Source organism: Kitasatospora purpeofusca (assembly GCF_042691725.1).
GTDB lineage: Bacteria > Actinomycetota > Actinomycetes > Streptomycetales > Streptomycetaceae > Kitasatospora > Kitasatospora purpeofusca_B.
In genome coordinates this window covers 7,842,390-7,855,262 of record NZ_CP170483.1, presented here as the reverse complement: position 1 = coordinate 7,855,262, position 12,873 = coordinate 7,842,390, and the positions used below count along the sequence as shown (strand labels likewise).

14 protein-coding genes, 2 pseudogenes and 1 riboswitch are annotated in these 12,873 nt (G+C 75.5%); of the genes and pseudogenes, 10 read left to right on the top strand and 6 right to left on the bottom strand.

Features of this window, described 5'->3' with window-relative positions; all coding sequences use genetic code 11:
• Window positions 1–13 precede the first annotated feature (13 nt).
• Window positions 14–616 (bottom strand): histidine phosphatase family protein, encoded by a 603-nt coding sequence (locus ACFCLZ_RS33840; RefSeq protein WP_380281707.1) that lies wholly within the window; start codon window positions 614–616, stop codon window positions 14–16.
• A gap of 175 nt (window positions 617–791) precedes the next feature.
• Window positions 792–878: riboswitch (cobalamin riboswitch) on the top strand.
• A 61-nt stretch (window positions 879–939) separates the two neighbouring features.
• Here ACFCLZ_RS33840 and ACFCLZ_RS33835 point away from each other — a divergent pair.
• From ACFCLZ_RS33835 to ACFCLZ_RS33825, 3 genes are all read left to right on the top strand, one after another.
• A complete protein-coding gene (locus ACFCLZ_RS33835; protein ID WP_380281706.1) occupies window positions 940–1,164 on the top strand; it encodes a CbtB-domain containing protein in 225 nt (74 codons plus the stop codon).
• Between the two features lie 17 nt (window positions 1,165–1,181).
• Window positions 1,182–2,057 (top strand): CbtA family protein, encoded by an 876-nt coding sequence (locus tag ACFCLZ_RS33830; protein WP_380281705.1) that lies wholly within the window; start codon window positions 1,182–1,184, stop codon window positions 2,055–2,057.
• A 410-nt stretch (window positions 2,058–2,467) separates the two neighbouring features.
• Window positions 2,468–3,625: an AI-2E family transporter gene (locus tag ACFCLZ_RS33825; RefSeq protein ID WP_380281704.1), complete on the top strand. Its 1,158-nt coding sequence runs from the start codon at window positions 2,468–2,470 to the stop codon at window positions 3,623–3,625.
• Window positions 3,626–3,641: 16 nt separating this feature from the next.
• Here ACFCLZ_RS33825 and ACFCLZ_RS33820 read toward each other — a convergent pair whose 3' ends face one another.
• On the bottom strand, window positions 3,642–4,721 hold the full coding sequence (locus ACFCLZ_RS33820) for a helix-turn-helix domain-containing protein (RefSeq protein ID WP_380281703.1): 1,080 nt from the start codon (window positions 4,719–4,721) through the stop codon (window positions 3,642–3,644).
• Window positions 4,722–5,013: 292 nt separating this feature from the next.
• On the opposite strand from ACFCLZ_RS33820, the gene ACFCLZ_RS33815 reads away from it, so the two are divergent.
• Both ACFCLZ_RS33815 and ACFCLZ_RS33810 read left to right on the top strand, forming a co-directional pair.
• Entirely contained in the window at window positions 5,014–5,592 is a 579-nt protein-coding gene (locus ACFCLZ_RS33815; protein WP_380281702.1) for a CHAP domain-containing protein, read from the top strand.
• Between the two features lie 68 nt (window positions 5,593–5,660).
• Window positions 5,661–6,059, top strand: a complete 399-nt coding sequence (locus ACFCLZ_RS33810; RefSeq protein WP_380281701.1) for a peptidase inhibitor family I36 protein — start codon at window positions 5,661–5,663, stop codon at window positions 6,057–6,059.
• On the opposite strand, the gene ACFCLZ_RS33805 is transcribed toward ACFCLZ_RS33810, so the two are convergent.
• Entirely contained in the window at window positions 6,056–7,432 is a 1,377-nt protein-coding gene (locus ACFCLZ_RS33805; RefSeq protein ID WP_380281700.1) for a cytochrome P450, read from the bottom strand. The two genes, ACFCLZ_RS33810 and ACFCLZ_RS33805, sit on opposite strands and share 4 nt — an antisense overlap.
• A gap of 118 nt (window positions 7,433–7,550) precedes the next feature.
• Here ACFCLZ_RS33805 and ACFCLZ_RS33800 point away from each other — a divergent pair, with 118 nt between their 5' ends.
• The gene (locus tag ACFCLZ_RS33800) at window positions 7,551–8,171 is read left to right on the top strand and encodes an L-threonylcarbamoyladenylate synthase (protein WP_380281699.1); all 621 of its coding nucleotides are present in this window, start codon (window positions 7,551–7,553) and stop codon (window positions 8,169–8,171) included.
• 54 nt (window positions 8,172–8,225) lie between these two features.
• Here the strand turns inward: ACFCLZ_RS33800 and ACFCLZ_RS33795 are convergent, their stop codons facing one another.
• On the bottom strand, window positions 8,226–8,774 hold the full coding sequence (locus ACFCLZ_RS33795; RefSeq protein ID WP_380281698.1) for a universal stress protein: 549 nt from the start codon (window positions 8,772–8,774) through the stop codon (window positions 8,226–8,228).
• 115 nt (window positions 8,775–8,889) lie between these two features.
• On the opposite strand from ACFCLZ_RS33795, the pseudogene ACFCLZ_RS33790 reads away from it, so the two are divergent.
• The 4 genes and pseudogenes from ACFCLZ_RS33790 to ACFCLZ_RS33775 all read left to right on the top strand — a co-directional run.
• A pseudogene (locus ACFCLZ_RS33790) lies at window positions 8,890–9,408 on the top strand (DUF4291 domain-containing protein); the annotation flags it as partial.
• A gap of 162 nt (window positions 9,409–9,570) precedes the next feature.
• Window positions 9,571–9,753, top strand: a pseudogene (locus ACFCLZ_RS33785) (DUF4291 family protein); the annotation flags it as partial.
• Between the two features lie 29 nt (window positions 9,754–9,782).
• Complete coding sequence (locus ACFCLZ_RS33780; RefSeq protein WP_380281697.1) at window positions 9,783–10,151, top strand: hypothetical protein; 369 nt, start codon at window positions 9,783–9,785, stop codon at window positions 10,149–10,151.
• Window positions 10,152–10,160: 9 nt separating this feature from the next.
• A complete protein-coding gene (locus ACFCLZ_RS33775; RefSeq protein WP_380281696.1) occupies window positions 10,161–10,844 on the top strand; it encodes a rhomboid-like protein in 684 nt (227 codons plus the stop codon).
• Here ACFCLZ_RS33775 and ACFCLZ_RS33770 read toward each other — a convergent pair.
• Window positions 10,817–11,473 (bottom strand): LuxR C-terminal-related transcriptional regulator, encoded by a 657-nt coding sequence (locus ACFCLZ_RS33770; protein ID WP_380281695.1) that lies wholly within the window; start codon window positions 11,471–11,473, stop codon window positions 10,817–10,819. The genes ACFCLZ_RS33775 and ACFCLZ_RS33770 overlap by 28 nt on opposite strands.
• A complete protein-coding gene (locus ACFCLZ_RS33765; protein ID WP_380281694.1) occupies window positions 11,437–12,780 on the bottom strand; it encodes a sensor histidine kinase in 1,344 nt (447 codons plus the stop codon). Before ACFCLZ_RS33765 ends, ACFCLZ_RS33770 begins: the two co-directional genes overlap by 37 nt.
• Window positions 12,781–12,873 lie beyond the last annotated feature (93 nt).

Sequence of the window (12,873 nt, the reverse complement as noted above, 5' to 3'; positions counted from 1 at the left end):
GTCCGCCGCGGGCTCAGCCGGCCGAGCCGGTGCCGGGCCCGCCGAGGCGCAGGTTCCAGCGGTCCGCCCGCCCGGTCAGTTCGACGCCGGCCAGCGGAGGCACGTCGAGCCGCCGGAAGGCCAGGTCCGGGACGCCGAGGGCGTGCACCGCGGCGGCCCGGACCACGTCCGGCTCGGCGACCACCAGCACCCGGCCGCCCAGCGCGGCCGCCGTCCCGTCCAGCCAGGCGCCCACCCGGGCGCACAGCTGCCGCACCGACTCGCCGCCGTGCGGCGCGGCCGCCGGATCGGCCAGCCACTCCAGCACCGCCCGCGGCTCCTCGGCCGCCACCTCGTCGAGGGTCCGCCCGCTCCAGCGGCCCGTCGCACAGCCGCGCAGCGCCGGTTCGTCCACCGCGTCGGACAGCCCCAGCTCCTCGGCGGTGCGGCGGCAGCGGGCGGAGGGCGAGACGAAGCGGTGTGCCGCCGCCGGCAGGCCCGGTGCGACGGCCCGGGCGGCACGCACCCCGGCGGCGTCGAGCGGATCGCCCCCGTCCACGGAGCCTTCGCGGGCGAACCGCGCCTGCCGCAGCCCGGGTCCGATCGCCGGGGCGACGAAGATCACCCGTACCGTCATGTCCCTCCCCCTTCGTACACCTGTCACCCTTGGGAGCCCCTCGGAACAGCGCGTTCCACGCCGGCCCGCGCACGAATCCGCAGGCCGCGGCGGGACAACGATTCGGTGCACGCCCTTGGCTGCGCCGCCACCGGACGCTACGGTCTCCTCCGACAACTGAAGACGACGGCGAGACGGAAGTCCGGTGGGAATCCGGCACGGTCGCGCCACTGTAAGCCGGACCCGGCCGCCTCACGCAACGGCGGGGTCCGACGAGTCAGACCCGACCGCCGTCGTCAGAGCTCCACCGAACGGGACGCGTGTTTCCCCCAGGAGGTCCTGCCATGGCCCAGTCCGTCCTCTCCCCCAGCCTGCCCGCGGGCGGTTCCGCCCCGGCCACGCTGCCGATCCGCGCCATCCTTCCCTGGGCGCTGTTCCTCGGCACCCTGATGCTGGTCCTGCTCTACTTCGTCGGCGCCGAACAGGGCGCCACCTCGGTCCTCTCCGGGGCGACCGTGCACGAGTGGGTGCACGACGGCCGCCACCTGCTCGGCTTCCCGTGCCACTGAGCGGAGACCACGCACCGATGAACACCTCCGCATCCGTGCCCTCGGGCACCGTCGGGCGACTGCTGCTGCGCGGGCTGCTGGCCGGTCTGCTCGCCGGGCTGGTGGCCTTCGTCTTCGCCTACACCGTCGGCGAGGGCCCCGTCTCGGACGCCATCGCCCAGGAGCAGTCGCAGTCCACCCCGGCCGGGCACCACCACGACCACGGCGGCGGGGCCGGGGCCGGGGCCGCCGGTTCCGGTGACGCCGCCGGTTCCGCCGACGCCGGTGACTCCGGTGACTCCGGTGACGAGGAGGAACTGGTCAGCCGCGACCTCCAGTCCACCGCCGGGCTCGCCACCGGGGTGCTGGTCTACGGCATCGCCGTCGGCGGCATCGCGGCGCTGGCGTTCTGCTTCGCCCTCGGCCGGATCGGCCGCTTCGGCCCCCGGGCCACCGCCGCGCTGGTCGCGGGCGCCGCGTTCACCACCGTCTACCTGGTGCCGTTCCTCAAGTACCCGGCGATGCCGCCGGCGGTCGGCAACCCGGACACCATCGGGAAGCGCACCGCGCTGTTCTTCCTGATGATCGCGCTCAGCGTGCTGATCGGCGTCGCCGCGGTGATCCTCGGCCGGCGGCTGGCTCCGCGCCTGGGCACCTGGAACGCCGTCGTCACGGCCGGCCTCGGCTACGCCGTGGTGATGGCCGTGCTCTCCTTCGCCCTGCCGGCCAACGACGACGCGATCCCGGACGGCTTCCCGGCCGCCCTGCTGTGGGACTTCCGGCTCGCCTCGATCGGCCTGCAGGCGGTGCTGTGGACCGGGTTCGCCCTGGTCTTCGGCGCCCTGGCGCAGCGGGCCCTCACCCCCGCCGCACCGGCCGAGGAGCGCACGGCCGTCCCCGCTCCGGCGGTCTGACCGGCGCCCCGTCCCCTTCCCACGACTCGACCCCGCCGAAGGCGCGCCGGCGGGGTCGAGCCGTGTCCGGCCGCTTTGCCCGCCACCGCCTCGTCGCGGCGCCCGCGGGTTTGGCGGCGGTGTCGTCGGACAGACGCCGGGCGACGGGACGTCCCCGACCGAAGGAGGGCACGGCCGATGCGCGGCAGAGGCGGCCTGGACGGACGGACGGCGCTGGAGACCGGCTCCTCGCACGGGCTCGGCCTGCCGATCGCGGGCGGGCCCGCCGCCCGGGGCTGCCGGGTGATGCTGTGCGGCCGCCCCGGCGAGGACCACGCTGCTGCTGCCGGACGCGCCGGCCGCGTACGACCTGTTCCAGCGCGGGCAGGCCGCCGCGGTCGAGGTGCTGTTCCGGGCGTGAGCGCCGTGCCATGACCGCAGGACGCGGACGCCCGCGGCACCGCGGCAGGCCCGGTCCGGCCGTACGCGCCGGGCCGGACCGGGCCGGGCGGCGCACTGGCAGCCGGCCGGCCGGGCGGGCCGGCGAGCGGGTGCCGCCCGGGCTGCGGACCGCCGCCGGGTACGCCTGGCGGCTGGTCGCCCTCGGTGTGGCCGCCTACCTCGCCGTCGCCGTCCTCACCCGGCTCGAACTGCCGGTGATCGCCGTCTTCCTGGCCCTGGTCATCACCTCCGTCCTGCGCCCGCCGGTCGACCTGCTGGCCCGGAGAATGCCCCGCGCGCTCGCCGTCCTGCTCGCCCTCCTCGCCACCGTCGCCCTGGTCGGCGGGATCCTCGCCCTGGTCGGGACGACCGTCGCCGGCGAGTGGGGCCGGCTGGGCGGCGAACTGCACGGCGGCCTCGGCCGGATCGACCGCTGGCTCGCCGGCGCGCCCTTCCACCTGCACCCCGGGGCGGCCACCGACCTGCGGGCCCGGATCGGCGACTTCGTCGCCTCCCACCGCTCCGCGCTGCTCAGCACCGCCCTCAGCGGCGCCGGACGGGCCGTCGAACTGGTCACCGGGCTGGCGCTCGCGGTGTTCTGCTCGGTCTTCTTCCTGCACTCCGGCGACCGGATGTGGACCTGGTGGCTGCGCCAGCTCCCGGCCCGCACCCGCCCGGCGTGGCGGCGGGCGGGCCAGGCCGCCTGGCACACCTTCGCGGGCTACACCCGGGGCTTGCTGATCGTCGCGGCGACCAACGCCGTCCTGGTCGGCATCGCCCTCGCCGTCCTCGGGGTGCCGCTGGTGCTGCCGCTGGTCGTCCTGGAGTTCGTCGCCACCCTCATCCCGCTGATCGGCTCCCCGATCGCCCTGGCCGTCGCCGCCCTGGTCGCCCTCGCCGCCCGCGGGCCGGTGGTGGCCCTGCTGGTCCTCGGCCTGATCGTGGTGATCGGCCAGATCGAGGGCCACCTCCTCCACCCGCTCGTCCTCGGCTGGTCCGTCCGCATCCACCCCGTCGCCGTCGCCCTCTCCGTCACCGGCGGCGCCGTCCTCGGCGGCGTCCTGGGCGCCCTGGTCGCCGTCCCGGTGGTCTCCGTCGCCTGGGCGGTGATCGGCGCCCTGCGGCACGACAGCCCCGACGACTCCTGACAGGGGACGCCGCCTCCTAGCACGGGACGTCGCCGCGGCACCGCCACAGGGTCTCGCGGTCCGGATAGACGTGGGCGTTCGGGGAGAGCATGTGGCCGACCCACTGCTGCCCGCTCCCGACGGCGACGAAAGCCTCCGCCTGGTAGGCGAGCGGTGTGCCGCGGCGGGGTGTGACGCACTCCTCCGGGTCGCTGGTGAAGGTGGCCCCCGGCGCCACGGTGGTGTGCACGACGGAGCGTCCGGGGTCGCAGGAGTGCAGGACGCCGGCCCAGAAGCCGGCCACCTTCGCGGTCACCTCGACCGGCGCGTCCGTGGGATTGTCGACCCGGACCGCGAACAGCAGCCGGCGGGGCTGCACCATCGCACAGGCCCGCAGCCAGGTGCCGGACGGCCCCTCCTTCGGCGCCGAGCAGCGGCTGTCCCCGCCGAGCGCGCCGACCTCCACCCCCTCGGCGAACCCCTCGGTCGACGCGGCGGCCGGCGGCACCGGCCCCCGCCGCGCCGCGCCCGCGGACGGCGTCACCACCGACGCGGTGTCGACGGGTCCGCCCTGCCCCGCCCACACCGCCCCGCCGGCCACGGCCGCGAGCGCCAGGCCCCCGAGCGCCTTACCCCACCGGCGCGGCCACCGCCACGCCGTCCCGCCGACCACGTCCGGCGGTCCGTCGGCGGGCTCCGGCCGTACCTGGACCGGTACGGCCGTGACAGCGGCACCGGCGGGCGCCGCGGCGGCGGTGCGGCGCGCCGCGCGGCGGTCGCGCAGCTCGTGGTCCGCCGCCTGCTTCGCCTGCCGGTGCCAGCGCTGCCAGCGGGCCAGCTCCGCCGGGTCGGTACGGAAGATCCGGGCGAGTTCGGCGAGGACGGCGAGGTCGGGCAGTTCGGTGCGGCCGGGGTCGAGGTAGCGGCTGATCGAGGAGGTGCTCAGCCCCCGGACGTCGGAGCCGCCGAGCCGGTCCCGCAGCCGGGCCACCACCCGGTCCAGGGACAGGCCGCACGCCCCGAGTCCGTCGTTGAGTGCCCGGACGAGCAGGGCCCTGGGGTGGTCCGTCTCCCGCGCCGTGGCTCCGGCGGCCTCGTCCGACGGTTCGTCATGCATGCGCCGTTGTCCCAATCGCTGTCCCAGTGTCCATCGTTTCCGCAGGTCGGAGCGGTGGGACGGGAAGTGGGAGAGCAGTGGGACGCCGCACCGGCCGATGGGCCTGGTGACGTCCCGGCAGCGTCCGCAGGATGGATCCCACGACGGCACACCGACTCGCCGATTCGCCGACTCGCCGTCTCCCGCCGTGCCACCGCCTCCCCGGTCCCCGCATGCCCCGGCATGCCCGCCGACTGTAGGCGAGGCGACCAGGTGGCGGGCAGAGCCGGTTCACCCCAATGGAGGAGCTCTCATGAAGCTGTCCCGGCGCACCCCGGCCACCGCCGCGCTGGCCGTCCTCACCCTGCTGCCGGCCCTCGGCGCGGCGGCCACCGCCCCGGCCGCGTCCGCCGCCACCCTGCGGGACCGCGTCGTCTCGGTGGCCCGGGGGGAGATCACCCCCGACGGCGTCTCGCCCGAGCGGACCGGCGCCTGCGACAAGTACTTCGCCTACCACAGGAACGGCGGATCCTGCGCGAAGACTCCGTGGTGCGCGGCGTTCGCCGAGTGGACGTGGCGCCGGGCCGGGATCGAGGCGACGCCCGACGTCCTCGCCGCGCGGGGCATCGGCAAGTGGGGCAGGGAGAAGGGGCTGTTCCACAAGCGCGGCGCCTACACCCCGAAGCCGGGCGACCTGGTGATCTACGGCGAGCCGGACGGCGGCACGCCCGGCCACGTCGGCGTGGTCGCCGCCGTCCGCACCGACGGGACCCTCGACACCGTCGACGGCAACCTCGGCGACGCGGTCGCCCTCCGCACCCACCTCGACCCGTCGACGGTGCGCACCAACCACCAGCCGGTCTCCGGCTACGTCAGCCCGCCCGGCGCCTGAGCCCAGCCGCCCGGCCCACGCCCCTCCACCGCCCCTCCATCGCCCCTCCACTGGAAGGACCGATCGTCATGGAACGCGCCCGTCACCCCCTCGGCCTCCTCGCCTCGCTCGCCGCGGCCGCGGCCGCCCTGCTCGCCGCCCCGCAGCCCGCCCACGCCGGCCTCGCCCCGTGGTCGTGCGTGGACGGAAGCGTCTGCGCCTACAGCGGACCCGACGGGACGGGACAGGTGTGCGCCTGGCCCTACGACGACCCGGACTGGCAGGCCCGGAACGCCTGCAGCTGGTCCGCCACCACCAAGGTCCGCTCGGTGTACAACCACGGCACGTCCGGCAGGCCCGTCGCGTTCTACACCGGCGCGAACTACACCGGCCCGCGCGTGGTGTGCACGGCGGCGGGCGCGAAGGGCAACTTCTCGCAGAACGGCGGCACCGGCGTCCACCTCCGCTCCCACCGTTGGGCCTGCTAGACCTGCTGGACCTCCCCGGCCCCCGCCGCACCGGGGGCCGGGACTCCTCCGCACGACGGCCGGCGGCGCTCCGTCCGCCAGCGGACGGGGAGGTCCTTCAGCCCGTTCTGGAAGTTGGAGACCAGGCGCCGGGGTGCCGCGCCCGGGGCGAGTTCCAACCCGGGCAGGCCGGTGAGCAGGTGGCGCAGCATCGCCGTCATCTGGAGGCGGGCGAGCTGCGCGCCCAGGCAGAAGTGCGGACCGTGGCCGAAGCTGACGTGGTCGTTGGGGCTGCGGGTGACGTCGAACCGGTCGGGGTCGGGGAACACCGTCTCGTCGCGGTTGGCCGAGGCGTGGTGGACCACCACCTTGTCGCCGCGCCGGAGCATCCGCCCGCCCAGTTCGACGTCCCGGGTGGCGGTGCGCCGGAAGTCCAGCACCGGCGGCCAGTGGCGCAGCATCTCCTCCACGGCGGAGGCGGTCAGTTCCGGCCGGGACAGCAGCAGCCGGTGCTGGCCGGGGTGGGTGAGCAGCGTGTGCAGTCCGCCGGGCAGGCCGTTGCGCAGCGTCTCGTTCCCGGCGACGGCGAAGAGGAAGAACATCGTCTCGAATTCGGCCGTGCTCAGTCCGGCCTCGCGCATGCGGGCCACGATGCTGCCGGGCGGCGGGTGTTCGGCGAGGGCGTGGGCGTAGGCGAACATGTCGGCGAGGGCGGCCCGCGAGCGCGGGTTGACGGGGCGGCCGTCCGGGGTGGTCCGGGTGGTGGGGCGGTGGGCCGACGCGGCGCGGCCGAGCGCGGTGAGTCGGGACGGGTCGGCGGTACTGAAGTCGGCGTGGTCGGCGTCCTGGTAGCCGATCACCCGGTTGGACCAGTCGACCAGCAGCTGCCGGTCCTGCTCCGGCACGCCCATGATCCGCGCCAGGGTCCAGACCGGCAGGTCGGCCGCGAGCGGCACCAGGTCGGTCTCGCCCAGCGGGCGGACCGCCGCGACGAGTCGCGCCGCGCGCGCCTCGATGCCGTCGGCCAGCTCGCGCAGCGCCCGCGGGGTGAAGGCGGCGGCGACGATGCGGCGCAGCCGGGCGTGGTCGGGCGGGTCCTGGTTGAGCATCATGGTGCGGGCGAAGGCCAGGTCGGCGGCCGAGTCGGGGTCGCGGATCTGGGTGGCGCCCAGGTTGGAGGAGAACAGCTCGGGGGTGCGCAGGACGTGCTTGACGTCGGCGTGGCGCAGGACCGCCCAGTAGCCGGGGCCGGCGGGCCAGTCCCCCACCGGCGGTTCCTCGACCCAACAGACCGGGGCGGCCGTCCGCAGCTCCCGGAACAGCTCGTAGGGCACACCCCCGGCGTAGGTCCCGGGGAGGAAGATCCGGTTCGCGCGAGCCTGATCGAAACCCATACCGGCCGACCGTACGCGACCGCCCGGGGGCCCACCAGCGCCCGGGCGGCGGGAGTGCTCGCGCGGCGGGCCGTCGCGGCAGCGCCCGTCGACCGCCGGGATCCCGTAGGGTCGGCCAATGGCGAAGTACTTCGATGTGCATCCAGAATCCCCGCAGCCGCGCACCATCGGCACCGTGGCCGCCAGTCTCCGGTCCGGAGCTCTGATCGCGTACCCGACCGACTCCTGCTTCGCCCTGGGCTGTCAGCTGGAGAATCGCGACGGCCTGGAGCGGATCCGGACGATCCGGCGTCTCGACGAGCGCCACCACTTCACGCTGATGTGCGTGGACTTCGCGCAGCTGGGGCAGTTCGTCCAGCTCGACAACAACGTCTTCCGCGCCGTCAAGGCCGCCACCCCGGGCAGCTACACCTTCATCCTCCCCGCCACCAAGGAGGTGCCCCGCCGCCTGATGCACCCGAAGAAGAAGACGGTGGGGGTCAGGATCCCCGACCACGCCGTCACCCGGGCGCTGCTCACCGAACTCGGCGAGCCCCTGGTCTCCAGCACCCTGATCCTCCCCGGCGAGGACGAGCCGATGACCCAGGGGTGGGAGATCAAGGAGCGCCTCGACCACGTGTTGGACGCGGTGGTGGATTCGGGCGACTGCGGCACGGTGCCGACGACGGTCGTCGACTTCTCCGGGGGCGGGCCGGAGATCGTCCGCCGGGGCGCCGGCGACGTCACCCGCTTCGAGTGACGGGCCACCGGGCCGGGTCCGGGCGGCTCAGGCGGCTCAGGCGGCTCGGACAGCTCAGGCGGCTCGGGCGGCGACGAGCTCGGTGAGTTCGTTGAGTTCGCGCAGGTCGACGCCGCGGCGCAGGGCGCGCAGGTCGGCCTGGAGGTCGGACGGCGGGACGGCGAGGACGGTGCAGCGGGCGTGGGCGAGGCAGTAGCGGCTCACCGAACCGCCCTGGAACAGGCGGCGCACGGTGGTGCGCAGGGCGCCGTGCCGGCCCGCGCCGACCACCAGCAGGTCGTCCGGCCGGTCGGCCAGCGCGGTCAGCACCGGGCCGACCTCGCCGCGCACCACCTGGGGCTCGACCCGGACCCCGGCCGGAAGGCCGCCGAACGCCTCCTCCAGGGCCCGGTCCAACTGCGCGTCGGCCATGGCCCGCCAGGCGCGGAGCAGCGGCGGGCAGGGGCGCAGCCGGTAGTTGTACTCGCCGCCGGCCGGCGTCCAGGCGAGCACCGGCACCAGGACGGCGCCCCGGTCACGCGCCTCGTCCGCCGCCCGGTGCAGGGCGGTCAGGCTGTGCAACGATCCGCTGACTCCGACGATGACGCGCGCGCCGTCCGACATGATCCTTCACTTTCCGGTGTTCGATCCGCTGAATGCTTATGGATTATCGTTCCACAGGGCTCCAGGGCCTGCAAATCGAAGGCTTTAACTGTATATGGCCTTGCATCGCATGAGCATGCCCGGCGGCCGGGCCGAATTCGGTGGCGGCACCCGCCGGCCTCGGCCCACCCTGGATGGCGTGACAGCACCGAACAGCACCGCACCGTCGGCGCCCGAGCCGGCCCCGGGGCCGGAACCGAAGCACCGGATCCGCGCCCTCCACACGGCCACCACCGTGACCGTCTACCAGGCGTACCGACCGGACATCGGGGAGGCGGCGGCCCGGGACGGACGCTTCCCCGCGCAGTGGAAGCGCGACCGGATGACGTGGATCAAGCCCTCGTTCCTCTGGATGATGTACCGCTGCGGATGGGCGACCAAGGAGGGGCAGGAGACCGTGCTCGCCGTGGAGATCGACCGGGCGGGCCTCGCGTGGGCGCTGGAGCACGCCTGCCTCGCGCACTACGAGCGTGGGCTGCACCCCGACCGGGCGACCTGGCAGCGCCTGCTGAAGCGGGCACCCGCCCGGGTGCAGTGGGACCCCGAGCGCGACCTGCACCTGCGTCCGCTGCCCCACCGCTCGCTGCAGCTCGGTCCAAGGCGTGTCTGACAATTCGCGCCGGGCGCGCGACGCCAGGGCACGCACCTCGCCGCGTTGTCGTCGGTCGCCGATGCTCCGCATGGACTCCCTCCTCCGCCTTGCGATGCACGCACCCTGACGCCGCCCGCTGATCCGACGCGAATGGTCAGACACGCCTTAGCAGACGAAGCGGCGCGGCGGTACGCGGACGAGTGGACGGTGTCCATCACCGACGTCACCCCGCTGGTGCGGCGGATCCACGGCCATCTGCGGGCCGGCGAGGAGGAGGCCGCGCGGCTGCTGCTGCCGGACGAACGGCCGTACGCGCCGGCGGACGGCCTGGCCCACGTCGGTGGGTGAGCGATGGGGCGGCGGCATACGATCGTGGGGTGTCCAAGCTTCGTGATTGCTCGTCAACGGCCGCCGCGTCGGCCTGCTCGCCCGCGCGGGCGGCGTGTTCCGGCGACTCCCTGCTGTCCATCGGGTCGGTGTCGTCGGTCCTGTCGATCGGATCGGCCGGGTCCGTGCTGTCGATCGGGTCGGCGGGCAGCATCCTGTCGATCGGTTCGGCCGGGTCGGCGATGTCCGTGCTGTCCGCCGGGTCGTGGCTGAGCGTCGGCTCGCTGCTCTCCGCGAACTCGCGCTGGTCGGTGCTGTCCTGGCGCTCCCGGGGCGGGCTGATGGCCGCCGGCGCGGTGGCGCTCGCCACGGGTGCGGTGCTCCTCGGCGGGGCGCGGGCGCAGCGCCGCGGCCGGTAGGGGCCGGGGGTGGTGCCACGTCCGGCCGCGCGACGGCTGCTCCCGCTGCTGCGCAATCCGGCGTTCTGGTACGTGACCGCGCTGACCGCGATGTGGCCGGTGCTGCGGCTGCTGCCGGCCGAGCGGGTGCGGGCGCTGCGGGAGTGGGCGTCGACCGATCTGGGCAATCTGCGGCTCTGGCCGGACGGCCACCCGGTCGAGTCCCTCGTGGTGTCGGCGTTCGTCCCGCAGGACACCGTCTGGGTCTGGCCGGTGTTCGCGCTGTCCGTCTTCGGCGTGGTCGGGGCGCTCGGCGGCCGGCGGGCGGTGGCGGTGCTGGCCCTCGCGCAGGTGGTGGCGACCGCGCTGACCGAGGGGCTGGTGTGGTGGCGGATCGAGCACGGTGCGCTGCCGACCGGGGCCGCGCACGCCCTGGACACCGGCCCGTCCTACGTGGTGGTCGCCGCGCTGGCGGTGGCGGCCTGCCGGGCCCGACCGGTGTGGTCGCGGGCGGTGTGGCTGGTGATGCTCGCCGTGGCGGCGCCCAATCTGCTGGGCGGGGTCGCGGACGGCGAGGTCGCCGCCGTGGGGCACCTGGTCGCGCTGCTCGTGGGGCTCGCCGTCGCGGCCGCGCACCTGCTGGGGCTGCCGCCGGTGGCCCGCCCGGGCGTCCTGGCGGCGCCGCGTCAGGCCGAGCGGGTGCCGTCGAGGTAGGCGAGGACGGCGAGCACCCGGCGGTTGTCGTCGTCGGAGGCGCCGAGGCCCAGCTTCGCGAAGATGCTGGAGGTGTGCTTGCTGACCGCGCCCTCGCTGAAGTGCAGCCGCTGGGCGATCGCGGCGTTCGAGCGCCCCTCGGCCATCATCGCCAGCACCTCCCGCTCGCGCGGGGTGAGCAGCGCGAGCGGCCGGTCGTCGGCGTTGCGGGCGAGCAGCCGGGAGATCACCTGCGGGTCCATCACGGTGCCGCCGGAGGCGACGGTGCGCAGCGCGTCCATGAACTGCCCGGCGTGCGAGACCCGGTCCTTGAGCAGGTAGCCGACCGCCCCGGCGCCGTCGGCGATCAGCTCGCGCGCGTACAGCTGCTCGACGTGCTGGGAGAGCACCAGGACGGGCAGGCCCGGCCGGGCCCGGCGGGCCGCGAGGGCGACCTGGAGACCCTCGTCGGTGAAGGTGGGCGGCAGCCGGACGTCCACCACCGCGATGTCCGGCCGGTGCTCGGCGAGCGCGGTGGCGAGTTCGGGGCCGCCGGCGACCGCCGCGACGATCTCGTGCCCGTGGGCGGTCAGGAGGAGGGACAGGCCGTCCCTCAGGAGGTAGAGGTCCTCGGCGAGGACAACGCGCACGGTAGCTCCATGGTCAGCCGGGTGGGTCCGCCCGGCGGACTGGTCAGCGTGAGCGTACCGTCGAACGCCGCCAGCCTGCGCTGGATGCCCCGCAGGCCGGTGCCCCGGTCGGGGTCCGCGCCGCCGCGGCCGTCGTCGGTGACCTCGGCGCGCAGCAGCCCGTCCACGTGGACCAGCTCCACCGCGGCGTGCCGCGCGCCCGCGTGCTTGACCGCATTGGTCAGGGCCTCGCTGACCGCGTAGTAGACCGCCGACTCGACCGGGGACTCGGCCCGGCCGGGCAGCTCGGCCCGCACCTCGACGCGCAGCGGCACGTCCAGGGCCAGGGCGCGCAGACCCTCCGTCAGTCCGCGCTCGGCGAGCACCGGCGGGTGGATGCCGCGGACCAGGTCACGCAGCTCCTGGAGGGCCTGGGCGACGTTCTCCTGCGCGTCCGTCACCACCGTCTTCGCCTGCGCCGGGTCGCGGTCGATCAGCGCGGCGACCGCGCCCAGCCGCAGGCTCACCGCGACCAGCCGGGCCTGGGCGCCGTCGTGCAGGTCGCGCTCGATCCGGCGCAGTTCGGCGGCCTGCGCCTCGGTGACGTCCAGTCGGGTCTCGGTCAGCTGCTCGACCCGGCGGGCGAGGCGGGAGCGCTCGGTGGGGCCGAGCAGGGCGCGCGTCCAGCGGCCGTGCAGGCGCAGCGCCGGGCGGGCCAGGGCCAGGCCGGCGGCGGCCGACGCGAGGCCGAGGACGAGGGTGAGGGCCAGGCCGGGGACGAGGTCGGGGACGAGGCCGCCGCCGGGCAGGGCCCGGACCGGGCCGAGGTCCGGCCGGGGCAGCGGCAGGACGGTGCCCGCGAGGGTGTACAGGCCGCCGCCGAGCAGCAGCGGCGGGGTGGCGGCGAGAACGCCGCCGACCACCGGGTTCAGCACCACCCAGAGGACGTCACGCCAGGTCGCCGGGTCCTTCCAGAGCCAGCGGATGGTGCGGGAGACGCTCGCGAACCAGCGGTGCTTCTGGTAGTCGTGACCGGTCCAGAACCAGCCGTGCAGGGTGCGTTCGAGCCCCGGGCGCGGCAGGTAGGGCGGCGGAACCGGCACGCCCGACCAGCGGCCGGCCCAGGTCCGGGCGAGGCCGGCGGCCGCGCGGGCGAGCCGGGTGCTGGCGGGGAACAGGACGAAGATCCCGAGGCCGCACCAGAGCACGAAGCTGCCGATCACGATCACCAGCAGGACCAGTTCGGCGGGGACGACCGCCGTCAGCACCAGCAGCCGGCCGAGGGCGACGCCGCTGCTCCGCAGGCCGGCGCGGGCTGCGGGCATCATGCGGTGCACCGGGCCTCCGTTCTGCGGTCGGTCGTCGCTGGTCGGTCGTCGGTCATCGCTGGTCGATCGTCCTGGACGGATGCGGTCCCGCCC